The organism is Pseudomonas sp. NPDC090592, from assembly GCF_044769185.1.
Taxonomy (GTDB): domain Bacteria; phylum Pseudomonadota; class Gammaproteobacteria; order Pseudomonadales; family Pseudomonadaceae; genus Aquipseudomonas.
This window is the reverse complement of the sequence record NZ_JBIVXJ010000001.1, coordinates 235149-254090: the sequence shown is the minus strand read 5'-3', so window position 1 is coordinate 254090 and position 18942 is coordinate 235149. Positions and strand designations below refer to the sequence as shown.

Below are 18942 nucleotides of genomic sequence, written 5' to 3'. Positions count from 1 at the left end.
GTGGGAGCGGCCTTGTGTCGCGATTGGGCTGCAGAGCAGCCCCTCTCAGCCTCACTCGATCTTCAATTCTTTCTTCACCAGCTCCAGCAACTTGCCCAGGTCTACCGGCTTGAGCAGGAAATCCACCACCCCCAGGTGCATCACGTCCACCGCCTCTTTCACATCGGTGTCGCCCGACACCACGATGATCGACAACGCCGCCCGCTCCGACTCACGAATGGTCCGTATCAAGTCCAGGCCATCCTCCGGCTGCATGCGCAAATCCGTAATCATCAAACTGATTCGCTGCTGATAATGCAGGTACAACCTGGCCTCCTCGGCCCCGTCCGCACCCACAGCATCAATGCCCCGGCTTTTCAGGTAAAGGATCAGCGCCTCGCGGTTGACCGCGTTGTCGTCCACCACCAGCACCAACGGCTTGGGCGCCACAGGCGCGCTCACCACGGCCAATGCTTCCCGTTCGGCGTCGCTGAGGATGTCGGTTTGCTCGGGCATGGCCATCTCGTCAAAAAAATTCCGCTTCAGCATTAGGACCACATTACTTGCGTTACCCGGTGCGCCTTTCGTCGGGTCTTTGACAGGGGCGCTCATAGACTTACGTCCAATGGGCACCACCCCGCCGCAAGCCGACCATGGAGGCAGAGAACAACAGGGCCGGCACCTATATATAGATATATATAGTTCGGCATAGCGATACGGTCAGTTTCATGAGCAAAAAGGACGCCTACAACCAGGCGGGCAGAACCGCAGTGCTGCAGAACATCCAGGGCACCTTGCAGTTCCTGCAGCGCTTTCCGCCGTTCAACCAGATGGAACACAGCCATCTGGCCTACCTGGTCGAACAGTGCCAGCTGCGCTTTCATGCCAGCGGCGAAAGCATCGTCAAGCCTGCCGACGGGCCGGTCGAGCACTTCTACATCGTCAAGCAGGGCCGGGTAGTTGGCGAACGCCAGCACCTGGTCAAGCCTGGCGTGGAGACCACCTTCGAGATCACCAGCGGCGAGTGTTTCCCGCTGGCGGCACTGCTGGGTGAGCGGGCGACCCGCACCGAGCACCTGGCCGCAGAAGACACCTTCTGCCTGCAACTGAACAAGGCTGCGTTCATCCGCGTGTTCTCGATGTCTGAAGTGTTTCGGGATTTTGCCTTGCGCGGGGTCAGCAGCCTGCTCGACCAGGTCAACCAGCAAGTACGCCAGCGCGCCGTAGAAACCCTCGGCACCCAGTATTCGCTCAACACCCCCCTGGGCGAACTCGCCATGCGCCACCCTGTGGTGTGCGATGCAGATACCCCCCTGCGCGAAGCCGTGCGGCTGATGCACGAACAACAGGTCGGCAGCATCGTGGTGGTCGACCCGCAGCGCTACCCCATCGGTATCTTCACCCTGCGCGACCTGCGCCAAGTGGTGGCCGCGACCGACGCCGACCTGGGCTCGCCGATCGAGCGGCACATGACGGCCAAGCCCTTCTACCTCAGCCCCCAGGCCAGCGCTTTCGACGCAGCCATGGCCATGACCGAGCGGCATATCGCCCACGTGTGCCTGGTGCAGAACCGCCGCCTGTGCGGGGTGGTTTCGGAGCGTGACCTGTTCTCGCTGCAGCGGGTCGACCTGGTGCACCTGGCGCGTACCATCCGTCACGCGCCGCGCCTGGAAACCCTGGTATCGCTGCGTGGAGAAATCAGCCAACTGGTCGAACGCATGCTCGCCCACGGTGCATCATCCACGCAGATCACCCAGATCATCACCTTGCTCAACGACCACACGGTGTGCCGGGTAATCGAACTGGCGCTGGCCGAGCGCGGCGACCCGGGCGTGCCTTTCAGCTGGTTATGCTTTGGCAGCGAAGGGCGCCGCGAGCAGACCCTGCACACCGACCAGGACAACGGCATCCTCTTCGAAGCTGCCGACAGCAACGAAGCTGACACCCTCCGCGCCCGCCTGCTACCGCTGGCGCAGTACATCAATCAGTGCCTGGCCCAGTGCGGGTTCACCCTGTGCAAAGGCAACGTCATGGCCGGCAACCCGCAGCTGTGCCTGTCGCGCAGTGAGTGGGCGCGACGCTTTGCCGGTTTTGTCCGCGAAGCCAGCCCGGAGAACCTGCTGGGGTCGAGCATCTACTTCGACCTGCGCGTGGTATGGGGCGACGAGCAAGGTTGCGAGCAACTGCGCCAGGGTTTGCTGGAGGAGGTGGCAGACAACCGCATATTCCAGCGCATGCTGGCCGACAATGCCCTGCGCCAGCGCCCACCCGTGGGCCGCCTGCGCGAGTTCGTGCTGACCCGACAAGGCAACGACAAGGCCGCCACCCTAGACCTCAAGGTCCAGGGCCTTACACCCTTCGTCGACGGTGCCCGGCTGCTGGCCCTGGCTAATGGCATCGGCGCCTGCAATACCCTGGAGCGGCTGCGCCTGCTGGTGGCCAAGGGCGTGATCGAACCGCTGGATGGCGCGGCCTATGAAGAGGCCTACCACTTCATCCAGCAAACGCGCATGCAACAGCATCAGCGCCAGACCCGCGACAACCTGCCGTATTCCAACCGGCTCGACCCGGACAGCCTCAACCACCTGGACCGGCGCATCCTGCGCGAGTCCCTACGCCAGGCCCAGCGTCTGCAAAGCAGCCTGGCCCTGCGGTACCAGCTATGAGCCTGTTTGCCTGGCTGCGCCCCAACGCGCCCGAACTGGACCACACCACACGCCAGCGCCTGGCCCGGTTGCCCAGGCCCGCAGCACTGGGTGTGTGCAGCTTGCGTGAGCAGCGCTGGGTGGTGCTGGACCTGGAAACCAGCGGGCTCAACCCCAACCGTGACCAGGTGCTGTCAATCGGGGCTGTAGCCATCGAAGATGGCGCCATCGACTTTGCCCAGCAGTTCGAGCGCACCCTGTACCGGCCCTTGCAGAAGACCAACGCCAGCGTGCTGATTCACGGCCTGGGGCCTGGGGCCCTCGCGGCTGGCTGCGATCCGGCCGGGGCGCTGCTGGATTTGCTCGATTTCATCGGTGATTGCCCGGTACTGGCGTTTCACGCGCCGTTCGACCAACGCATGCTGGCCCGCGCATTGAAAGAGAGCCTTGGCCATCGCTTGCAGTCTGTTTTCCTCGACGTTGCCGAGTTGGCGCCGATGCTCAACCCCGATACCGTACTGCGCGAAGCCGGGCTGGATGACTGGATGGCGCGCTTTGGCTTGCAGGTGGAAGAGCGCCACCATGCCAGCGCCGACGCCCAGGTGACCGCCGAATTGGCGTTGATCCTGCTCAGCCAGGCCCGGCGCCAGCAACTGGACAGCCCGCTGCAGCTAGAGCAGCGGTTGCGCGGGTGGCGGCGGCGCAAGGTGCAGAGTCATGGCCTTTAGCTTTGCATTGGCCTTGCTGGCGTCTTCGCGGGCACGCCCGCTCCCACAGGTACTGCGCTGGCTTTAAGTTAACGCGGTACCTGTGGGAGCTGGCTGGCCGGCGATGGGGCCATCAGCCTTTTCCATGATGGCAATCCGATAAGCGTCCATTGCACCCACCCCCTCCCCTCTGCAACAATCGCGAATAATTATCGTTAGTTAATGCATACGTTCCGGGGGGACGCTGCTTGTCTTCAGCACAGAGCCCACACGCCGATCTGGTCGGTACGCTGTACCGCGACCACCGCGGCTGGCTGCTTGCCTGGCTGCAACGCAGCATGGCCTGCCGCCAGCGTGCCGAAGACCTGAGCCAGGACACCTTTGTGCGCCTGCTCGGCCGTGAGCAAATGGACACCCCCCGCGAACCCCGCGCCTTTCTCGCTGCCGTGGCCAAGGGCCTGATGTTCGACCACTTCCGCCGCGCCGCACTGGAGCAGGCCTACCTGGCCGAGCTGGCATTGATCCCGGAAGCCGAACAGCCCTCGCCGGAAGTGCAGTACCTGATTCTCGAAGACCTCAAAGCCATCGACCGCCTGCTCGGCAAGCTGTCGAGCAAAGCCCGCGCGGCGTTCCTGCACAACCGCCTGGACGGCATGGGCCACGCTGAAATCGCCGAGCGCCTGGGCGTTTCGGTATCGCGGGTGCGCCAGTACCTCGCCCAGGGCATGCGCCAGTGCTATGTGGCGCTGTACGGGGAGCCGACGTGAGCAATGCACCGGTTTCGTCGCAGGTGCTGGAAGCCGCCATCGCCTGGAAACTCAGCCTCGACCACGCCAGCGGCACGCCCGACGAACGCGGTGAATTCATGCGCTGGCATGCCGCCAGCGAAGAGCACGCACGCGCCTGGCGCCAGCTCGGCGCCATGGACCAGCGCGTCAGCGCGGCTGCCGGCCCGGCACGCCAGGCCCTGCTGCAATCACGCGTCAGCCTGCGTCAACGCGTCGGCAAGGTCGGCGGGGGCCTGGCCGGCATGTTCCTGCTCGGTTCGCTGCTGGCCTGGGTCGGCGCCCCGTCGCTGGCACCCGGCTACTGGCTGGCCGACCAGCGCACCGCTACCGGCGAACTGCGCACCCTGCGCCTGGAAGACGGCACCCTGCTGAGCCTGAATACCCACACCGCCGTGGATATCGACTACGAGGGCGAGCAGCGGATCATTGTGCTGCACCAGGGCGAAATCTCGGTCGAAACCGGCCACCAGGACCCGCGTCCGCTGCTGGTGCGCACCGGCGATGGCCGCCTGCGTCCTTTAGGTACGCGCTTTTTGGTACGACGTGAAGAGCACGGCACGCGCCTGGAGGTGTTGCAGGCCCAGGTCGCCGCCATGCCAATCAACAGCGGCGACGAACAAGTGCTGCGCGAGGGCCAGCAGGTGCTGATGAACGCCAACGGTCTTGGCCAGGTTGAAGCCGTACCGGCCGGCGCCGATGCCTGGACCCGCGGCATGCTGGTGGTGGACAACGTGCGCCTGGGCGACCTGCTGGCCAAATTGGGCCAGTACCGCAGCGGTTACCTCGGGGTCGATGCCAAAGTCGCCGACCTGCGCGTGACCGGCAGCTTCCCGCTGACCGACACCGACCTGGCACTGGCATCGCTGGTGCCGGCATTGCCGGTGAAGATCGAGCGGCATACCCAGTGGTGGGTAAAAGTCACTCCCAAGTAAAACTGCATCGGCTTCTTCGCGGGTAAACCCGCTCCCACAAGGACTGCGTAGTCCTTGGAACCTGTGTGATACCTGTGGGAGCGGGTTCACCCGCGAAGAGGCCGGTACAGGCAAAAACCTATTTCAAATAATTCTCAATATTTTTCATATTTGCCCTGTCACTTCTGAAATCTCGTTCGGCAAGGAAGCAATAAACACTTAATTATCGAGGAGCCGCTGCATGTCCCGTGCTGTTGATCGTATCCTGCGCCCCAGCCTGATGGCCCTGGCCATCGGCCTGACCGCCCCATTGGCCAGCCCTGCCCTGTACGCCGCCGAGCAATCCGCACCACGCGCCTACGACCTGCCGAGCGCTCCTCTGGCTACCACGCTCAACCAGATCGCCAGCCAGGCCGGCATCGCCCTGGCCATCGACCCGGCACTGGTCAGCGGCCGCACCTCGGCCCCGGTCAGCGGCCAGTACAACGGCCTCGGCGCCCTGCAAGCGGCCCTGCGCGGCACCGGTCTGCAGTTGCAACAGAGCAGTGCAGGTAGCTACAGCCTGGTAGCTACGCCAGAAGGGACATTGGCGCTGCCAGAAACAGCGATCAACGCTACATCCAATTATGAAACCGCCTGGGGCGCGGTCGATGGTTACACCGCAACCCGCACGGCAGCAGGCACCAAGACCGACACCGCCATCGCCGAGTTACCCCGCTCGGTTAGCGTCATCACCCGACAGCAGATGGAAGATCGTCCAGTGCTCAGCCTGAATGATGCTCTGCGCTACACGGCAGGTGTGCAGAGCAGCGGCTACGGCTCCGACTCGCGAAGCGACTGGTTGCTGGTACGTGGTTTTGTGCCCACCCAGTTCCTCGATGGCTTGCCATTGCCCAAGGGGAACTATGCCACCCCAAAGATCGAACCGTGGAACCTGGAGCGCATCGCGGTGCTGCGCGGCCCAGCTTCGTCGGTGTATGGTCAGACCCCGCCAGGTGGGTTGCTGGACATGACCAGCCGTAGGCCGCAATTGGAAAGCAGCCATGAAATCGAAGCCCAGGTTGGCAGTAACAATCACAAGCAGATCAACTTCGACAGCACCGGCAAGCTCGACGATGCAGGTCAGTTTCTGTATCGCGTGAGCGGTACCGTGCGTGACAGCGGCTCACCCATCGACCATATCCCAGACAAGCGCTATAACGTAGCGCCCAGTCTGACTTGGAACATCAACGACGACACCAAGCTGACCTTCATCTCCCAGTACACCCGCGACGACACGGGTATAACTGGCCAGTTCCTGCCCCTGCAGGGCACAAAGCTGGACAGCCCGGCTGGCAAGATTTCACACCACAAAAACCTGGGTGATCCGGATTGGGAGTCTTACGACCGCACCTACTATCACCTGGGCTATGCGTTTGAAACCCGTCTGAACGACACTTGGCAGTTCCGCCAAAACCTGCGCTATGCGCGCAACGAACTGGACTTCAAGGGCATAACCGCCGGTGGCTCGATCTGGCCAGCCGGTCCGGACGAAGCTGTCAGCGCCGATGGCACCGTGCAGCGCACTGCCGGTATCGTCGAGGAAGATATCTCTCAATTCGCAGTGGATAACAACTTCCAGGCAGACTTCCAGACTGGCCGGCTCGCCCACACGCTTCTGCTGGGACTTGACCACCAGCGCTCGGACAGCAACGCTCGCTGGCGCTGGGGCTCGGCCGGAGTGCCATCGAGCAACATCCATAACCCGATCTACGGCCAGGATTTTTCGAACGTCCAGTACTTCGACATGTACAACTACGATCAGAAAACCCAGCAGACTGGCCTGTACGTCCAGGATCAGATGGCGTTGGACAAGTGGCGCCTGACGCTCGGCGGTCGTGAGGACTGGGTGCACACCGGCACCACCTTCCACAATCTGGGCGACGCTACCAATACCCAGCGCGACAAGAAGTTCAGTGGTAACGCAGCGCTCAGCTACGTGTTTGATAATGGTCTGACGCCTTACATCTCCTATGCCGAGTCGTTTCAGGCTGCAACCGGCTCGTCCGTTAACAGCACTGATGCATTCAAACCAACCGAAGGCAAGCAGTACGAGCTAGGTATCAAGTATCAGCCGCCAGGTAGCAAAAGCCTGTTCACTGCCGCTGTGTTCGACCTGACACAAGAGAATATGTCGGTCACCGAAGGTGGTGTGACCCGACAGGTCGGCGAAGTGCGTGTGAAAGGCCTGGAGCTGGAGGCCACCTCGGATGTGACCGAGAACCTCAAACTGGTGGGCTCCTATACCTACAACGACAGCGAAATCACTAAAGGTACCAGTGAAGAGAAAGGCAAGCGCATGGCGCAGGTACCGCGAAACCAAGCCACTGCCTGGGCTGACTACACATGGCACAGTGGTCCGCTGGATGGATTTGGTGTCGGCGTTGGCGTGCGCTACGTAGGCGATACCTACGGGAACACCACCAACACAAGCTGGGGTTATGTAGGTTCCTACACTGTCTACGACGCCTCGGTACATTACGACCTGGGCCGCCTCAACAACACCCTCAAGGGTATAACCGTAGCGGTGGATGCCAAGAACCTGTTCAACAAGGATTACCTGTCGACCTGTGACGGGTACTACTGCTACTACGGCGACGAGCGCAGCGTAGTGGCCAGCGCCAACTATAAGTTCTGAGTGAGCTGGGGGCTGCTGTGCAGCCCTTTCGCGACACAAGGCCGCTCCTACAGGAGTACGCGCTCCCCTGTAGGAGCGGCCTTGTGTCGCGAAAGGGCCGCAAAGCGGCCCCCGACTTTCATCAGGCAAACAACGGTACCGTGATGAAAAGCACAACCATCCGCCGCTGGTCGGTGGTCCACACCTGGAGCAGCCTGGTCTGCACCCTGTTCCTGCTGTTGCTGGCAGTCACCGGCCTGCCGCTGATCTTCCACCATGAAATTGAACACCTGCTCGGCGACGCCCCCGAACTGCGCGCAATGCCGGCAGATACCCCGCACCTCGACCTGCAGCAGCTGGTGCTCAAAGCCGAGCAGCACCGTCCCGGCGAGGTCATGCAGTACTTTGGCTACGACGAAGACGAACCCAACGGTGTAGTAGCCATTACCGCCGCCACGGCCGGTACCGACCCCAATCTCTCGCACACCTTCATGCTCGACGCCCGCACCGGCGAAGCCGTGGCCATGCCGGCGGCCAATGACGGCTTCATGATGATCATGCTGCGCCTGCACGTGGACATGTTCGCCGGCCTGCCCGGCAAACTGTTGCTGGCCTTCATGGGCGTGCTGTTCATCGTCGCGATCATCTCCGGCACCGTGCTCTATGCGCCATTCATGCGCCGGCTGGACTTCGGCACAGTACGCCACGACAAATCCCGCCGCCTGCGCTGGCTCGACCTGCACAACCTGATCGGCGTGGTCACCCTGGCCTGGGCACTGACCGTAGGCGTAACCGGCGTGATCAGCGCCCTGTCCGACCTGGTCATCGCCGCCTGGCGTAATGACAGCCTGGCCACCATGGTTGCACCTTACCGCAACGCCCCACCGCTCACCGAGCGCGCACCCGCTAGCCGCCTGCTGGAAATTGCCGAACAGGCCGCCCCCGGCATGCGCCCGGACTTCATTGCCTTCCCCGGCACGCGCTTTTCCAGCGAGCACCACTACGCCGTGTTCATGAACGGCTCCACCCACCTTACGTCGCACCTGTTCACCCCGGTGCTGATCGATGCACGCACCCTCGAAGTGACCGCCGTGGGCGAGCGCCCCTGGTACATGGACGCCATGGGCCTGTCGCAGCCGCTGCACTTTGGCGACTACGGCGGGCGGCCGATGCAGATCCTTTGGGCGGTACTCGACGTGCTGACCATCATCGTGCTCGGCAGCGGCGTGTACCTGTGGCTTGGCAAACACCGCCGCCGGGAGGCCAAGGCATGAGCCACCGCTCGCAATCCACAGCCAAAATCCTTGCCTGGCCGGCAGCCATCGCCGTGCTCGGCGCGCTGGGGCTGTTTGCGGCGCTGCTCGGCGATGGCGCCTGGGACGCGCTGGCCTGGCTGGGCCTGGGTATACCATCGTGGCTGGGCCTGCGCGGCCTGTGGCGGTGAGGTAGCCCGCTACCACCCTGCCACTGCACGCCGATTCACCATGCCCGCTCCCTGAAGCCAGGAGCTGAGCATGCTACCCCTGCAACGTATCGACTTTCTCCAACAGCAACTGCTGGACCTGCTCGGGGCCATGCCGGCTCCCGGCCTGCCACTGCCGTCACGGCAACAGTTGCAGGGTGATCTTGCCGCGTTCTGGTCCGCAGCTGACAACCAGGGCCGCTCACGGCAGGTTCGCCTGGCCGACCTGCGCCGGGCGATGATGCACGCTGAGGTTTCCCTTCGCCAGGGTGACCAGACCTTGAGCCCCGACCTGGCCAGCGTCATGAGCACGTTTCTTGACCTGCCCTGCGCCTGGCAACGTCGGCCCCAGCCATTGGCAAAGCGCGCCCAGGCATACCGACCGATGCTGTTGCGAAGCCGCCCGGCCTGGCGGGCTGCGCTACCAGGGATGTTCGTGATCGTGACCGGCATGGAGGAAGGGCAAAATCTTACCCATGACCAGAAAACCGGCGCGGTATTACTGTGCGGGCTATGCCAAGGTATCGAGGTTTACCCTTCACTGGGTGAACTGCACCAGGATTTGTGCGAGCGCCTGGACGACTCTCTGCAGGGCGCGCCGCTGCTGCAATTGCTGGTAGATGAACGACACCGGGAAAACGCCCGGCAAGCCGACCGCCTGCGCTACGAGTGGTATGCCGATGACCCTTTGCAAGCGCAAGTCGACATTTTGCTCACGGCGCAGCGTCAGCGCCTGAACCTCGCCTGGTCGACATTACAGCCCAATGCGCCTGATGCAGCAGCAACACTGGCCAAGGCCATGGCGCTCGCCGATGAGTCAGGCAGCAAAGCGCTGCTCAACACCCGCTATGGGCTGCTGCTCGAAAAAAACCTGCCCTCCTGGCTACGCTCGGCAAGCCCCTCGGCGCTCGCGCACATCATGCAAAGCATGCAGGAGCTCATCGCGGTCGGGCAGAGCGTCGCTGCACCGGGGATTCTCACGCTGCGCCAGTTTCAACAAGCCAACACGTTGCGTCACTGGACCAGAGAGCGCCTGCAAGCGCAACTTCGCAATGATCTGGGGTTGACCTTGGCGCCCGAGAATGTGCTGGTCAACGTTACTCACACCCATCAGAGCGGACCATGGATCTACCCTCTGCACCCCTCGAGCTATGTCACCTGGAGAGGGTTCGAACAGGTCAAGGACAATATGGTTGAAGCCGTTCGCGTGAGCTATCCGCTCGATGAGCTTGCCATGCGTAACCTGGCCTGGTTCGACTATGACTACTGGCTGACCGCAAGGGTGATCACCAAAGATGGCACACCCCTGCCGAGCGGGCTGAGCAGCACCTATGTCAAAGCACTGGTCAGGAACCTGAACGTTGGCGACAGCTACGCCAGCTACCTGCGTACCCAGCTGATTGAATCGCCCGCGGGCAAGTGGCGCCTGCACGCTCATGCCAAGGTCAACCGGGCACGCATGCGCGCCGAGGCGGCCAAGGCGCGCTATGCCGGCCATCTCTCGCAAGCGTGGTCGGAGCGCGATTACCGCTGGGTGCAGCAAGTATTGTCACAGCCGCACAATGCCCTGCGCCCACGCGTGGACGGGCATGCCGTGGTCGTGCGCCAGTTGCTGATCGACCGGCACACCTTGCAAGGCGTGCTGCTGCTTGCCAGTACCTCCCCCAGCGTCACTTCGTTCGTGCTCTACACACCAGACGCTCCCGACCGGCGCGCCTGGCGCTCGTACTCCAGCCCACTCGCATTGCTCAGGCAACTGCGCCAAAAGCCGGCCCTGCGTACCTATATCATCCAGCGTCTGCCGCTATTGCCAGCTGCCAATGTCGAACGTCTGCTGCTCAAAGGGCAACTGGGGAAGGTGCTGGAAACACCCGATGTCGATGACGACCTGTTCTTCACCTGTTACCTGGCCGAAGTCCGCAGCATGCTGGCTGCGGTCAGTGCCAGCAGCCAAACCACTGCGCAAGCCGACGCCAGGCAAGGGCTGACGTTCGCCATGACCTTGCTGGACCTGATCAGCATCTTTCTGCCAGTCAAGGTGATGATCCCCTTGGCATTGGGGCGTATGGCAATAGAGGTCTGGAGAGGCGTCGAGGCCTATCGCGCCGAAGACCTCAATGGGGTCCTGACCCATGCCTACAATGCGCTCAGCTATGTCAACGATGCGGGCACAAGCCTTGCCAGCACTGGCATGTTGCGCCGCATCATGCGCGGCATGCCCAAGCAGCCCCCGTTGCCGTTACCCCTGCGTTTCAGCGTCACCCCCTCCACCAGCAACCTGCGCTATAGAATCGACGGGGTGTATGGCGAGGAGGTGTACGAAAAGGTATCAAGCTTCGAGGGCTTGTCGGAGTACTTCATCCAAGATGCCCACCAGCGATATTTCAAGGTGGCGTTCGATGGTAGCCGCTGGCGGGCAGTCGACCCGGACCAGCCGGACGCGTACCTGACCCAGCCGGTCAAGCGCCTCGCCAATGGCAACTGGGTTATCGACTCGCCATTACTGTGGCATGACGGCCTGCCGGACCTGCAGCACCTGTTTGAAGAGTGCCGGCTGCAGGTACCGCTGACAGGTACCTTGGTCAGCCAGGCCGAGGGCCTGTATCAAGCTCCCGAACAACTTTACCTGCAGACCCGAGGCGGTCAGCTACCGCTGCGCCGGCACCTGTTGCCCGACCACTTTCACCTGCCGATTCCCGGGGCTGATGGGGCCGGCGTGGTGCCCTGGGCCGTAATGCGCTGGCAAGATGGCCAATGGCGCATACGCTTGCGTCAGGCAGGGCGCAGCAGCGAGTGGCTGGCCCTGCCCGAGGCTTACTCGGTCAACTTTGGCAGCAACCGGTCCAGCCGTTGATGCAAGGCACTGGTACTCGGCCAGTTGCGCAACAGCCGTGCGCGGTCACGGGCATAAGCCGGGGCAAAGCTGAGCTGAGTGGCGTGCTGGCACATGGCATCGAGGTCGATCAGCGACCACTGGCCGTTGTCCCAGAACAGGTTGTGGCCCTTGAAATCGCCATGGCTGATGCGCTCGCGAATCAGCTGCTGCATCACATGCACCAGCGCATCCACCTGCTCCTCCGGCGCCTCGCCGTTCTCCACGTAGGGCGCGAAGCAGGCCGTCAGGTCCGGGCCTTCGACATATTCGGTGACCAGGTAGGCACGGCTGCGCAGGCCCATCACCCGCTGCTCAAGCACCGCCAACGGCTTGGGCGTGGCAATGTCGAGAAATTCCAGGCGGTGGCCTTCGATCCACGAATGCCAGGCACGGCTCGGGCGCCAGAAGCGCTTGAACCAGTGCGCGGTGTTCTTGATGTTGTAGCGCTTGAGTACCAGCTTGCGACCGTTCACCTCGATGCGCGCCACACTGGCAGCGCCACCGGTCTTGTACAGGTGGCCCTTGTCGATCAGCGCATCAGCCTGCGCCAGCACGGGCACCATCGCGTCGACTTCACTGCGGCGGATCGCCTGCAAGCCCGACAGGTTGCGCTGCACGCTGAACAGGCTGCATTCGCGACCGGCCTTTTCGAGGTAGTCCTTCTGGCGCCAGCTGCGCACCTTGTCCACTTGCTTCTGCAAGGCTTCCAGCGGCAGCGCGTGCTCGGCGTTGGCCAACAGGTAATGCACCAGCAGCTCTTCAATGAACGGTTCCAGGCGCTTGGGCAACTGGGCGAAGAACACCCCGAGGTTTTCCAGCACGCGTGGGCGCGACAGCTGCTGGCCGGGCGTTTCGGCCTTGATGCCGGCGCCATCGATCAGGTACAGCTTGCCGCCGTGGCGCAGCAGGTTGTCCAGGTGCAGGTCTTCCTGCCACAGGCCTTGGGCATGCATGTGCGCGACAGCCGTCAGCGCTTCACCCAGCACCAGGTGTTGTTCGTCAGCCAGCACCGGCAGGTTTTCCACCGCCGCCCAGGCATCGGCCAGGCTTTCGGCACCGTCCAGGAATTCGAACAGCAGCCAGCCACCCTCGCCTTCCTTGAGGCCATCGGCCAACAGCCTGGGCGTGGTCAGGCCTTGCTCGGCCAGCAGCTTCACACCTTGCAGCTCACGCTGGAAATGCCGGGCAGCACCAGCGCCCACCAGCAGCTTGGCCAGCACCGGGGTACCCCGCCAGACACCAGCGCCGACATAGCGCTGGCCCGGCAGCACGCGCAGCAAGCTGAGCAGTTGCAGCTCGGCACTGCCAGCGGCATCGGCCAGGGTGATACTCAGGGGCAACGACGGGCTGCGCCCGGCATCCTTCAATTCAGACAAACGCATCAGCGGGTCTCTTTTTCACGACGGCGTTGCGTCAGGCGTTGCAGCCAGGTGCCGACCAGCGAGCTGTCGGCCGGCTGCGCCAGGTAGGTCGCCAGCAGGGTGCGCACATCGGCCTCGCTCCAGGCCCGGGCTCGGCGCAGCAGTGGTTCCAGGTCCTTCAGGCGGTCACGCATGCCAAACAGCAAAGGCCGGGTCTTTTCCAGGTCGATCAGTTGCGCATCCCAGCCTTCGCGGCGCTGGCGCAGGAAGATGTGCTTGGGGTAGAAGCAGCCGTGCACCTGGCCGGCGCTGTGCAGGGTGCGCGCCAGCTGGCCGCAGGCCTGCAAGATGCCATGGCGGTCGGCATCGCCCAGCTGCGGCCACTGGGCCAGCAGGCTGTCGAGGTCGGCCCATTCGTCCAGGGCACGGGTCATCAGGATTGCCCGGTGTTTGCCAGCCTGCTTGCGCTCGCCGTAGAACACCGCCTGCAAGGCAGGGATGTGCAGCTTCTGGTAGCGGCTGATGTTGCGAAATTCACGGGCGAACGTGGGCTCGCCAAACGGCCGGTGCAGGGTGCGGGTCAGGTAGTCGCTCTGGCGCTTGAGGTAGTAGCCCTTGCCTTCGAGTTCCAGGCGATACACGCTGCTCCAGCCGCCACGGCCGGTGTTGGGTTCATCCACGGCTTCCAGTTGCAGCGCCCACAGCGCCTCGAAGTCGTCCAGGCCATGGCGTTTGAGCAGCGCGAGGTCCGCGCTGGCCAGGTAATCGGTCATTCCCTTCCCTCGAAAAAGCCCAGCACCTGGCGAATGCGCTTCTTGTCACGCTCATTCAGCCGGTCGCGGCCACGGTATTGCAGGTAGAAGCGCAGGCGCTGGGTGGCCGACAGGTGGTATTTGGCCACTTTGTCCAGGCATGCAAGGTCCTTGATCATCCGGTGCCGCCACATGAAGCCGCGCCAGAAGTCGCCGGTGGGGCAGTCGATGAAGAATAGCGTGCCCTGGTCATCCACCAGCAGGTTGCGCCACTTCAGGTCGTTGTGGGCAAAGTGGTGCTCGTGCATCACCCGGGTATGGCGCGCCAGCTGGCGGCTGAGGTGGTCGACCCAGGCACGGTCGGCCAGGCGCGCATCGTTGCGCTCGGCCAGTGCCGACAAGTCTTCGGTGTTGGGCAGTTCGCGGGTGATCATTGCCCCGCGGCCAAAAGCCAGGCCATTACGCTCCAGGCCCCAGGCCACCACTTCGGCGGTGGGTATGCCCCACTTGGCGAACTGCTTGAGATTCTGCCATTCGGCCTTGATGCGTGGCCGGCCCAGGTAGCGGCGCATGTGCTTGCCGGCGCCGGTGTAGCGTTTGACGTAGTAATTGACCCCGTCACGCTCGATGCGCACCACTTCGCTCAACGGGTCGCGGGTCAGGCGTTCGCCTTGAATGGCAAACACTGCATCGAGGCTGCCGAAGTCCGCCGCCAGCTGTTCATAGCCCGGCGCCAGTGTCCAACTCGCCATCAGAGTGCATCCCCATAGCGTTGCTTGCGGTCGTAAAGTTTCTGCGCCTTGCGCTCCAGCCAGGCGAGCAGCGCGGCTTCGTCCTTGAGGATTTGCCGCAGCGGGCGCTGGAAGTAACCGCGCAGGAAACGCAGCTTGTCGCGCTGGGTCAGGCCGATGTCCAGCGCCGAGAAGTACAGCGCGGCCAGGTCCTTGTCGCGCCAGCGGCGGCTGATCGTCGCCCGGGTCTGCGCGCGGTGCAGGTCGATCACCGACAGTTTGAAGTCATCCGCCGTCACCGGGCGGTCGGTGTGCAGCAGGAAGTGGCAAATGTAGCAGTCGCGGTGGTTGACCCCGGCGCGGTGCATGCCGCCGGTCATCTTCGCCACTTCGGCGATCAGCGCACGCTTAAGGCGCGGCTCGGGCGGCTGCTTGACCCAGTCGATGCTGAAGTCTTCCAGGCTGATGGTCGGCGCCAGCTCTTCGGTGATGATGAACGAGTGCTGTGTGGCCGGGTTGCTGCCGCGCTCGCCATAGGCGACTGCGGTCATGGTCGGCACACCCACCTCGTGCAGGCGCTGGATGGCCTGCCATTCCTGGCCGGCACCGAGCACCGGCAGCTTGGCGGTGAACAGGTTCTTGAAGATCTCGCCCCAGCCGATGCCGCGGTGGATCTTGACGAAAAAGCCCTCGCCAGCCACCTCGGTGCGCAGCGTGCGGCGCCCTTCCAGCTCGCGATAGACCTCGCCTTGCAGCGCCTCCACGGCGTCGAAGGCATCACGCCCGGCCCACAGGCGCTTGAAGGGTTCGGCCAGTATCAGCTTCATGCGGTTTTCTGCCCCAGGATCACGTCGGCAGCATGCTGCGGCATGCTGTACAGATCGGCGGTTTCAGCGAACGCCAGGCCGTTGCGCGACCAGTTGGCACGGGCCTGCGGGTCTTCGAGCATGCGTTGCAGGTAGCCATTGAGCTGGTCCTGTTCGAGTGGCTCGTCCAGCACCAGGCCGCTATCGGCCTCGGCAATGTAGTGGGCGTAGCCGCACACCTTCGACACCAGCACCGGCAGGCCGGCCACCAGCGCTTCGAGCAGCACCGTACCGGTGTTCTCGTTGTAAGCCGGGTGAATCAGCAGGTCGGCACCCAGCAGGAAGCGCGGAATGTCGCTGCGGCCCTTGAGGAACTGCACCTGGTCGCCCAGGCCCAGGGTGGCGCTCTGCAGCTGGAACACCTTGGGGTCGTCCTGGCCGATCACCATCAGCCTGGTGCGTTTGCGCAAGGCCGAAGGCAGCGCGGCCAGCGCCTTGAGGCTGCGGTCCACACCCTTGGTCTTGAAGCCCGAGCCAATCTGCACCAGCAGCAGGTCTTCATCGCCCAGGTTGAACTCCTTGCGGAACTCGGCGCGGATTTCGCCAGCATTGGCCGGCGCACGACGGTCCTGGGAAATGCCTGGCGGCAGCAGGTGGAAGCGTTCCACCGGCGTGCCGTAATGCTTGATGAACAGCGGCTGCTGCACTTCGGAAATCATCAGCACTTCGGTATGCGCGTCCTTGGCGAACACCGCCCGCTCGTACTCGGCAAAATGCCGGTAGCGGCCCCAGCGGCGGTACAGGCCGCCACGCAGGGTTTGCGCCTTGTCTTCGAAGCAGCCGTCGGCGGCGTAGTACACGTCCAGCCCCGGCATCTTGTTGAAGCCGATCAGGCGGTCGACCGGGCGCTTGGCCAGGTCGGCGGCCATCCAGGCGCTGAGTTTCTCGTTGCGCCGGTGATTGAAGATCGCCTTCACCGGCGCCACCAGTACTTCAAAGCCCGGTGGAATGTCACCTTCCCAGATCAACGTGTACACACGGATCTGATGGCCCCGCTTCTGGCATTCCAGGGCAATGCGCATGAAATCGCGCTGCAGCCCGCCGAAGGGGAAATATTTGTAAAGCACGAAAGCCAGTTGCATCAACGGACATCCTCAGCCAGCAGCAACGCGCTCAAGCGGCTCGCCACATGCTCGGGATTCAGGCGAGTGAAGCACAGTGGCCACTCGCGTTTCAGATCGAACCGGCGCAGGTCGTCGGCGCTCGGTTTGTAGGTGCACTTCTTCTGCAGGCAGGGAGCGCAAGGCCAGTCACTGGCCTGGTGAATCTGGGTCCGTCCGTAGGCGCCAGTCAGGCCCGGGTTGGTCGGACCAAACAGCGAAATGGTCGGCACATCGAGTGCCGCCGCCAGGTGGCCAAGGCCGGTATCGACCGCCACGCAGGCTTTTGCCGCCGCCAATACACGCGCTACGCCGGCAAGGTTCAATTTGGGGAGCACCTGGCAGTTGTTCAAGCCCTGGGCAATGCGCTCGGCCCGTGCCTTCTCGGCCGGGTTGCCCCACGGCAGGCGCACTTCCAGCTTGCGCCGGCCCATGCGTCCGGCCAGTTCGCGCCAGTAGGCTTCAGGCCAGTGCTTGGTCGCCCAGGTGGTACCGTGCAGGAACACCACGTAAGGGGCCGCTGGCGGCAGTTGCAGCCGGTCGAGGTCCAGGCCGTAGTTGCCGATGCCTTCCGGCAGGTCGTAGGCCAGGGCCATGGCGAACAATTGACGCACGCGCTCCACCGCATGCTGGCCGGTGGCAACCGACAGGCGCCGGTCATAGAAGCGGCTGGCCAGGCCTTCGCGCGCCGAGTAACGGTCCAGGCCGGCGACCGGGGCCTTCACATAGCGGGTCAGCCAGGCCGACTTGACCAGGCCCTGTGCGTCGATCACCAGGTCGTACTTGCGCTCGCGCACACGCTGCTTGAACGCCTTCCACTCGCCACTCTTGACGGTTTGCCAAAGGTTCTTGCGCCAGCGCCGGATGGCCACCGGGATAACCTGGTCGACCGCCGGGTGCCAGCTGGGGATTTCGGCGAAGCCTTCTTCCACCACCCAGTCGAAACGGATGCCCGGGATGGCGTGGGCGGCATCGGTTAGTGCCGGCAGGGTGTGGATCACATCACCCAGCGACGAGGTCTTGATGATCAGTACCCGCACTTAGTCGACCTCGGCCACGGTATCGATCAGGTCCGGCCCGCTCAGGCTGTGCAGGGCGGCGATGACTTTGCCCGGTTCCAGCAGGCGCAGGCAGTTGTAGTGGCCGAAGCGGCAGGTACGGTCGAAGCACGGGCTGCACTCGATACCGGTGCGCACCACCTCCACCTGCTCGGCCAGCGGCGGGGTAAAGCCGGGCGAGGTCGAACCGTATACCGCCACCAGCGGGCGGTTCAGCGCGGCAGCCACATGCATCAGGCCGGAGTCGTTGGACACCACGGCGTGGGCGCAGGACATCAGGTCGATGGCCTCGGCCAGCGAGGTTTCACCGGCCAGGTTGGACGACTCTTCACGCAAGCCCGGGATCAGGCGGTCGCGGATCTGCTCACCCACCGGGTAATCGTTCTTCGAGCCGAACAGCCACACCTGCCAGCCCTGGCGGATCATCGCGTCGGCCACGGCAGCGTAATGCTCGGATGGCCAGCGCTTGGCTTCGCCGAACTCGGCCCCCGGGCACAGCGCCAGCACCGGGCGGTCCAGCTCCAGGCCGAACTTGGCCAGTGCCGCTTCGCGGCTTTGTGCTTCGATCTGCAGGCTGGGGCGCGGGTACGGCTGCGGCAGCTCGGCGCCGGGCGCGTAGGCCAGGGCCATGAAGCGCTCGATCATCAGCGGGTAGCGGGCCTTGTCCAGCTTGCGCACGTCGTTCAGCAGGCCGAAGCGCATTTCGCCGCGCCAGCCGGTGCGTTTGGGGATACCGGCAAAGAACGGTACCAATGCCGATTTCAGCGAGTTGGGCAGCAGGATGGCCTGGTCGTACTGGCCGGCCAGGGACTTGCCGATGCGCCGGCGCGTGGCCAGTTCCAGCGCGCCGTGGCCGAGCGGGAAGCTCAAGGCCTGGCGCACTTCGGGCATGCGTTCGAGGATCGGCCGGCTCCACTCGGGCGCCAGCACGTCGATCACGCAGTCGGGGTGCTGCTGTTTCAGGCACTGGAACAGGGTCTGCGCCATCACCATGTCGCCGACCCAGCTGGGGCCAATGATCAGTATTCTCATGCTTAGTCCAGAAACGCTC

At 63.7% G+C, this 18942-nt stretch carries 16 protein-coding genes; 8 read left to right on the top strand and 8 right to left on the bottom strand.

The features are described from left to right. Positions 1–51 precede the first annotated feature (51 nt). Positions 52–591, bottom strand: coding sequence for a response regulator (locus ACIQUI_RS01115; protein ID WP_403194297.1), 540 nt, complete (start codon positions 589–591; stop codon positions 52–54). Between the two features lie 116 nt (positions 592–707). Here ACIQUI_RS01115 and ACIQUI_RS01110 point away from each other — a divergent pair, with 116 nt between their 5' ends. The 8 genes from ACIQUI_RS01110 to ACIQUI_RS01075 all read left to right on the top strand — a co-directional run bounded on the left by ACIQUI_RS01110 (position 708) and on the right by ACIQUI_RS01075 (position 12002). Beyond that, positions 708–2645, top strand: coding sequence for a DUF294 nucleotidyltransferase-like domain-containing protein (locus ACIQUI_RS01110; RefSeq protein ID WP_403194295.1), 1938 nt, complete (start codon positions 708–710; stop codon positions 2643–2645). Further along, positions 2642–3352: a PolC-type DNA polymerase III gene (locus ACIQUI_RS01105; protein WP_403194293.1), complete on the top strand. Its 711-nt coding sequence runs from the start codon at positions 2642–2644 to the stop codon at positions 3350–3352. The genes ACIQUI_RS01110 and ACIQUI_RS01105 overlap by 4 nt, the downstream gene beginning before the upstream one ends. 227 nt (positions 3353–3579) lie before the next feature. Continuing rightward, a complete protein-coding gene (locus ACIQUI_RS01100; RefSeq protein WP_403194292.1) occupies positions 3580–4098 on the top strand; it encodes an RNA polymerase sigma factor in 519 nt (172 codons plus the stop codon). Further along, positions 4095–5051, top strand: coding sequence for a FecR domain-containing protein (locus tag ACIQUI_RS01095; protein ID WP_403194290.1), 957 nt, complete (start codon positions 4095–4097; stop codon positions 5049–5051). The genes ACIQUI_RS01100 and ACIQUI_RS01095 overlap by 4 nt, the downstream gene beginning before the upstream one ends. Positions 5052–5271: 220 nt before the next feature. Beyond that, positions 5272–7707 (top strand): TonB-dependent siderophore receptor, encoded by a 2436-nt coding sequence (locus ACIQUI_RS01090; RefSeq protein ID WP_403194288.1) that lies wholly within the window; start codon positions 5272–5274, stop codon positions 7705–7707. Between the two features lie 143 nt (positions 7708–7850). Next, positions 7851–8960 carry a PepSY-associated TM helix domain-containing protein gene (locus ACIQUI_RS01085; RefSeq protein ID WP_403194287.1) on the top strand — a complete coding sequence of 370 codons (1110 nt, stop codon included), beginning with the start codon at positions 7851–7853 and terminating at the stop codon, positions 8958–8960. Beyond that, positions 8957–9130, top strand: coding sequence for a hypothetical protein (locus ACIQUI_RS01080; protein ID WP_403194286.1), 174 nt, complete (start codon positions 8957–8959; stop codon positions 9128–9130). Before ACIQUI_RS01085 ends, ACIQUI_RS01080 begins: the two co-directional genes overlap by 4 nt. 70 nt (positions 9131–9200) lie before the next feature. Further along, positions 9201–12002, top strand: a complete 2802-nt coding sequence (locus ACIQUI_RS01075; protein ID WP_403194284.1) for a dermonecrotic toxin domain-containing protein — start codon at positions 9201–9203, stop codon at positions 12000–12002. Here ACIQUI_RS01075 and ACIQUI_RS01070 read toward each other — a convergent pair. The 7 genes from ACIQUI_RS01070 to waaF are packed head-to-tail and all read right to left on the bottom strand — an operon-like array spanning position 11963 to position 18923. After that, positions 11963–13405, bottom strand: coding sequence for a lipopolysaccharide kinase InaA family protein (locus ACIQUI_RS01070; RefSeq protein ID WP_403194282.1), 1443 nt, complete (start codon positions 13403–13405; stop codon positions 11963–11965). The two genes, ACIQUI_RS01075 and ACIQUI_RS01070, sit on opposite strands and share 40 nt — an antisense overlap. After that, a complete protein-coding gene (locus tag ACIQUI_RS01065) occupies positions 13405–14157 on the bottom strand; it encodes a lipopolysaccharide kinase InaA family protein (RefSeq protein ID WP_403194281.1) in 753 nt (250 codons plus the stop codon). The genes ACIQUI_RS01070 and ACIQUI_RS01065 overlap by 1 nt, the downstream gene beginning before the upstream one ends. Then, positions 14154–14888, bottom strand: coding sequence for a lipopolysaccharide kinase InaA family protein (locus ACIQUI_RS01060; RefSeq protein WP_403194279.1), 735 nt, complete (start codon positions 14886–14888; stop codon positions 14154–14156). Before ACIQUI_RS01060 ends, ACIQUI_RS01065 begins: the two co-directional genes overlap by 4 nt. Continuing rightward, positions 14888–15694: a lipopolysaccharide core heptose(I) kinase RfaP gene (gene rfaP, locus ACIQUI_RS01055; protein ID WP_403194278.1), complete on the bottom strand. Its 807-nt coding sequence runs from the start codon at positions 15692–15694 to the stop codon at positions 14888–14890. The genes ACIQUI_RS01060 and rfaP overlap by 1 nt, the downstream gene beginning before the upstream one ends. Next, a complete protein-coding gene (locus ACIQUI_RS01050) occupies positions 15691–16815 on the bottom strand; it encodes a glycosyltransferase family 4 protein (RefSeq protein ID WP_403194277.1) in 1125 nt (374 codons plus the stop codon). Before ACIQUI_RS01050 ends, rfaP begins: the two co-directional genes overlap by 4 nt. Next, a complete protein-coding gene (waaC, locus tag ACIQUI_RS01045; RefSeq protein ID WP_403194276.1) occupies positions 16815–17873 on the bottom strand; it encodes a lipopolysaccharide heptosyltransferase I in 1059 nt (352 codons plus the stop codon). Before waaC ends, ACIQUI_RS01050 begins: the two co-directional genes overlap by 1 nt. Further along, the gene (gene waaF, locus ACIQUI_RS01040; RefSeq protein WP_403194274.1) at positions 17874–18923 is read right to left on the bottom strand and encodes a lipopolysaccharide heptosyltransferase II; all 1050 of its coding nucleotides are present in this window, start codon (positions 18921–18923) and stop codon (positions 17874–17876) included. Between the last annotated feature and the right edge of the window lie 19 nt (positions 18924–18942).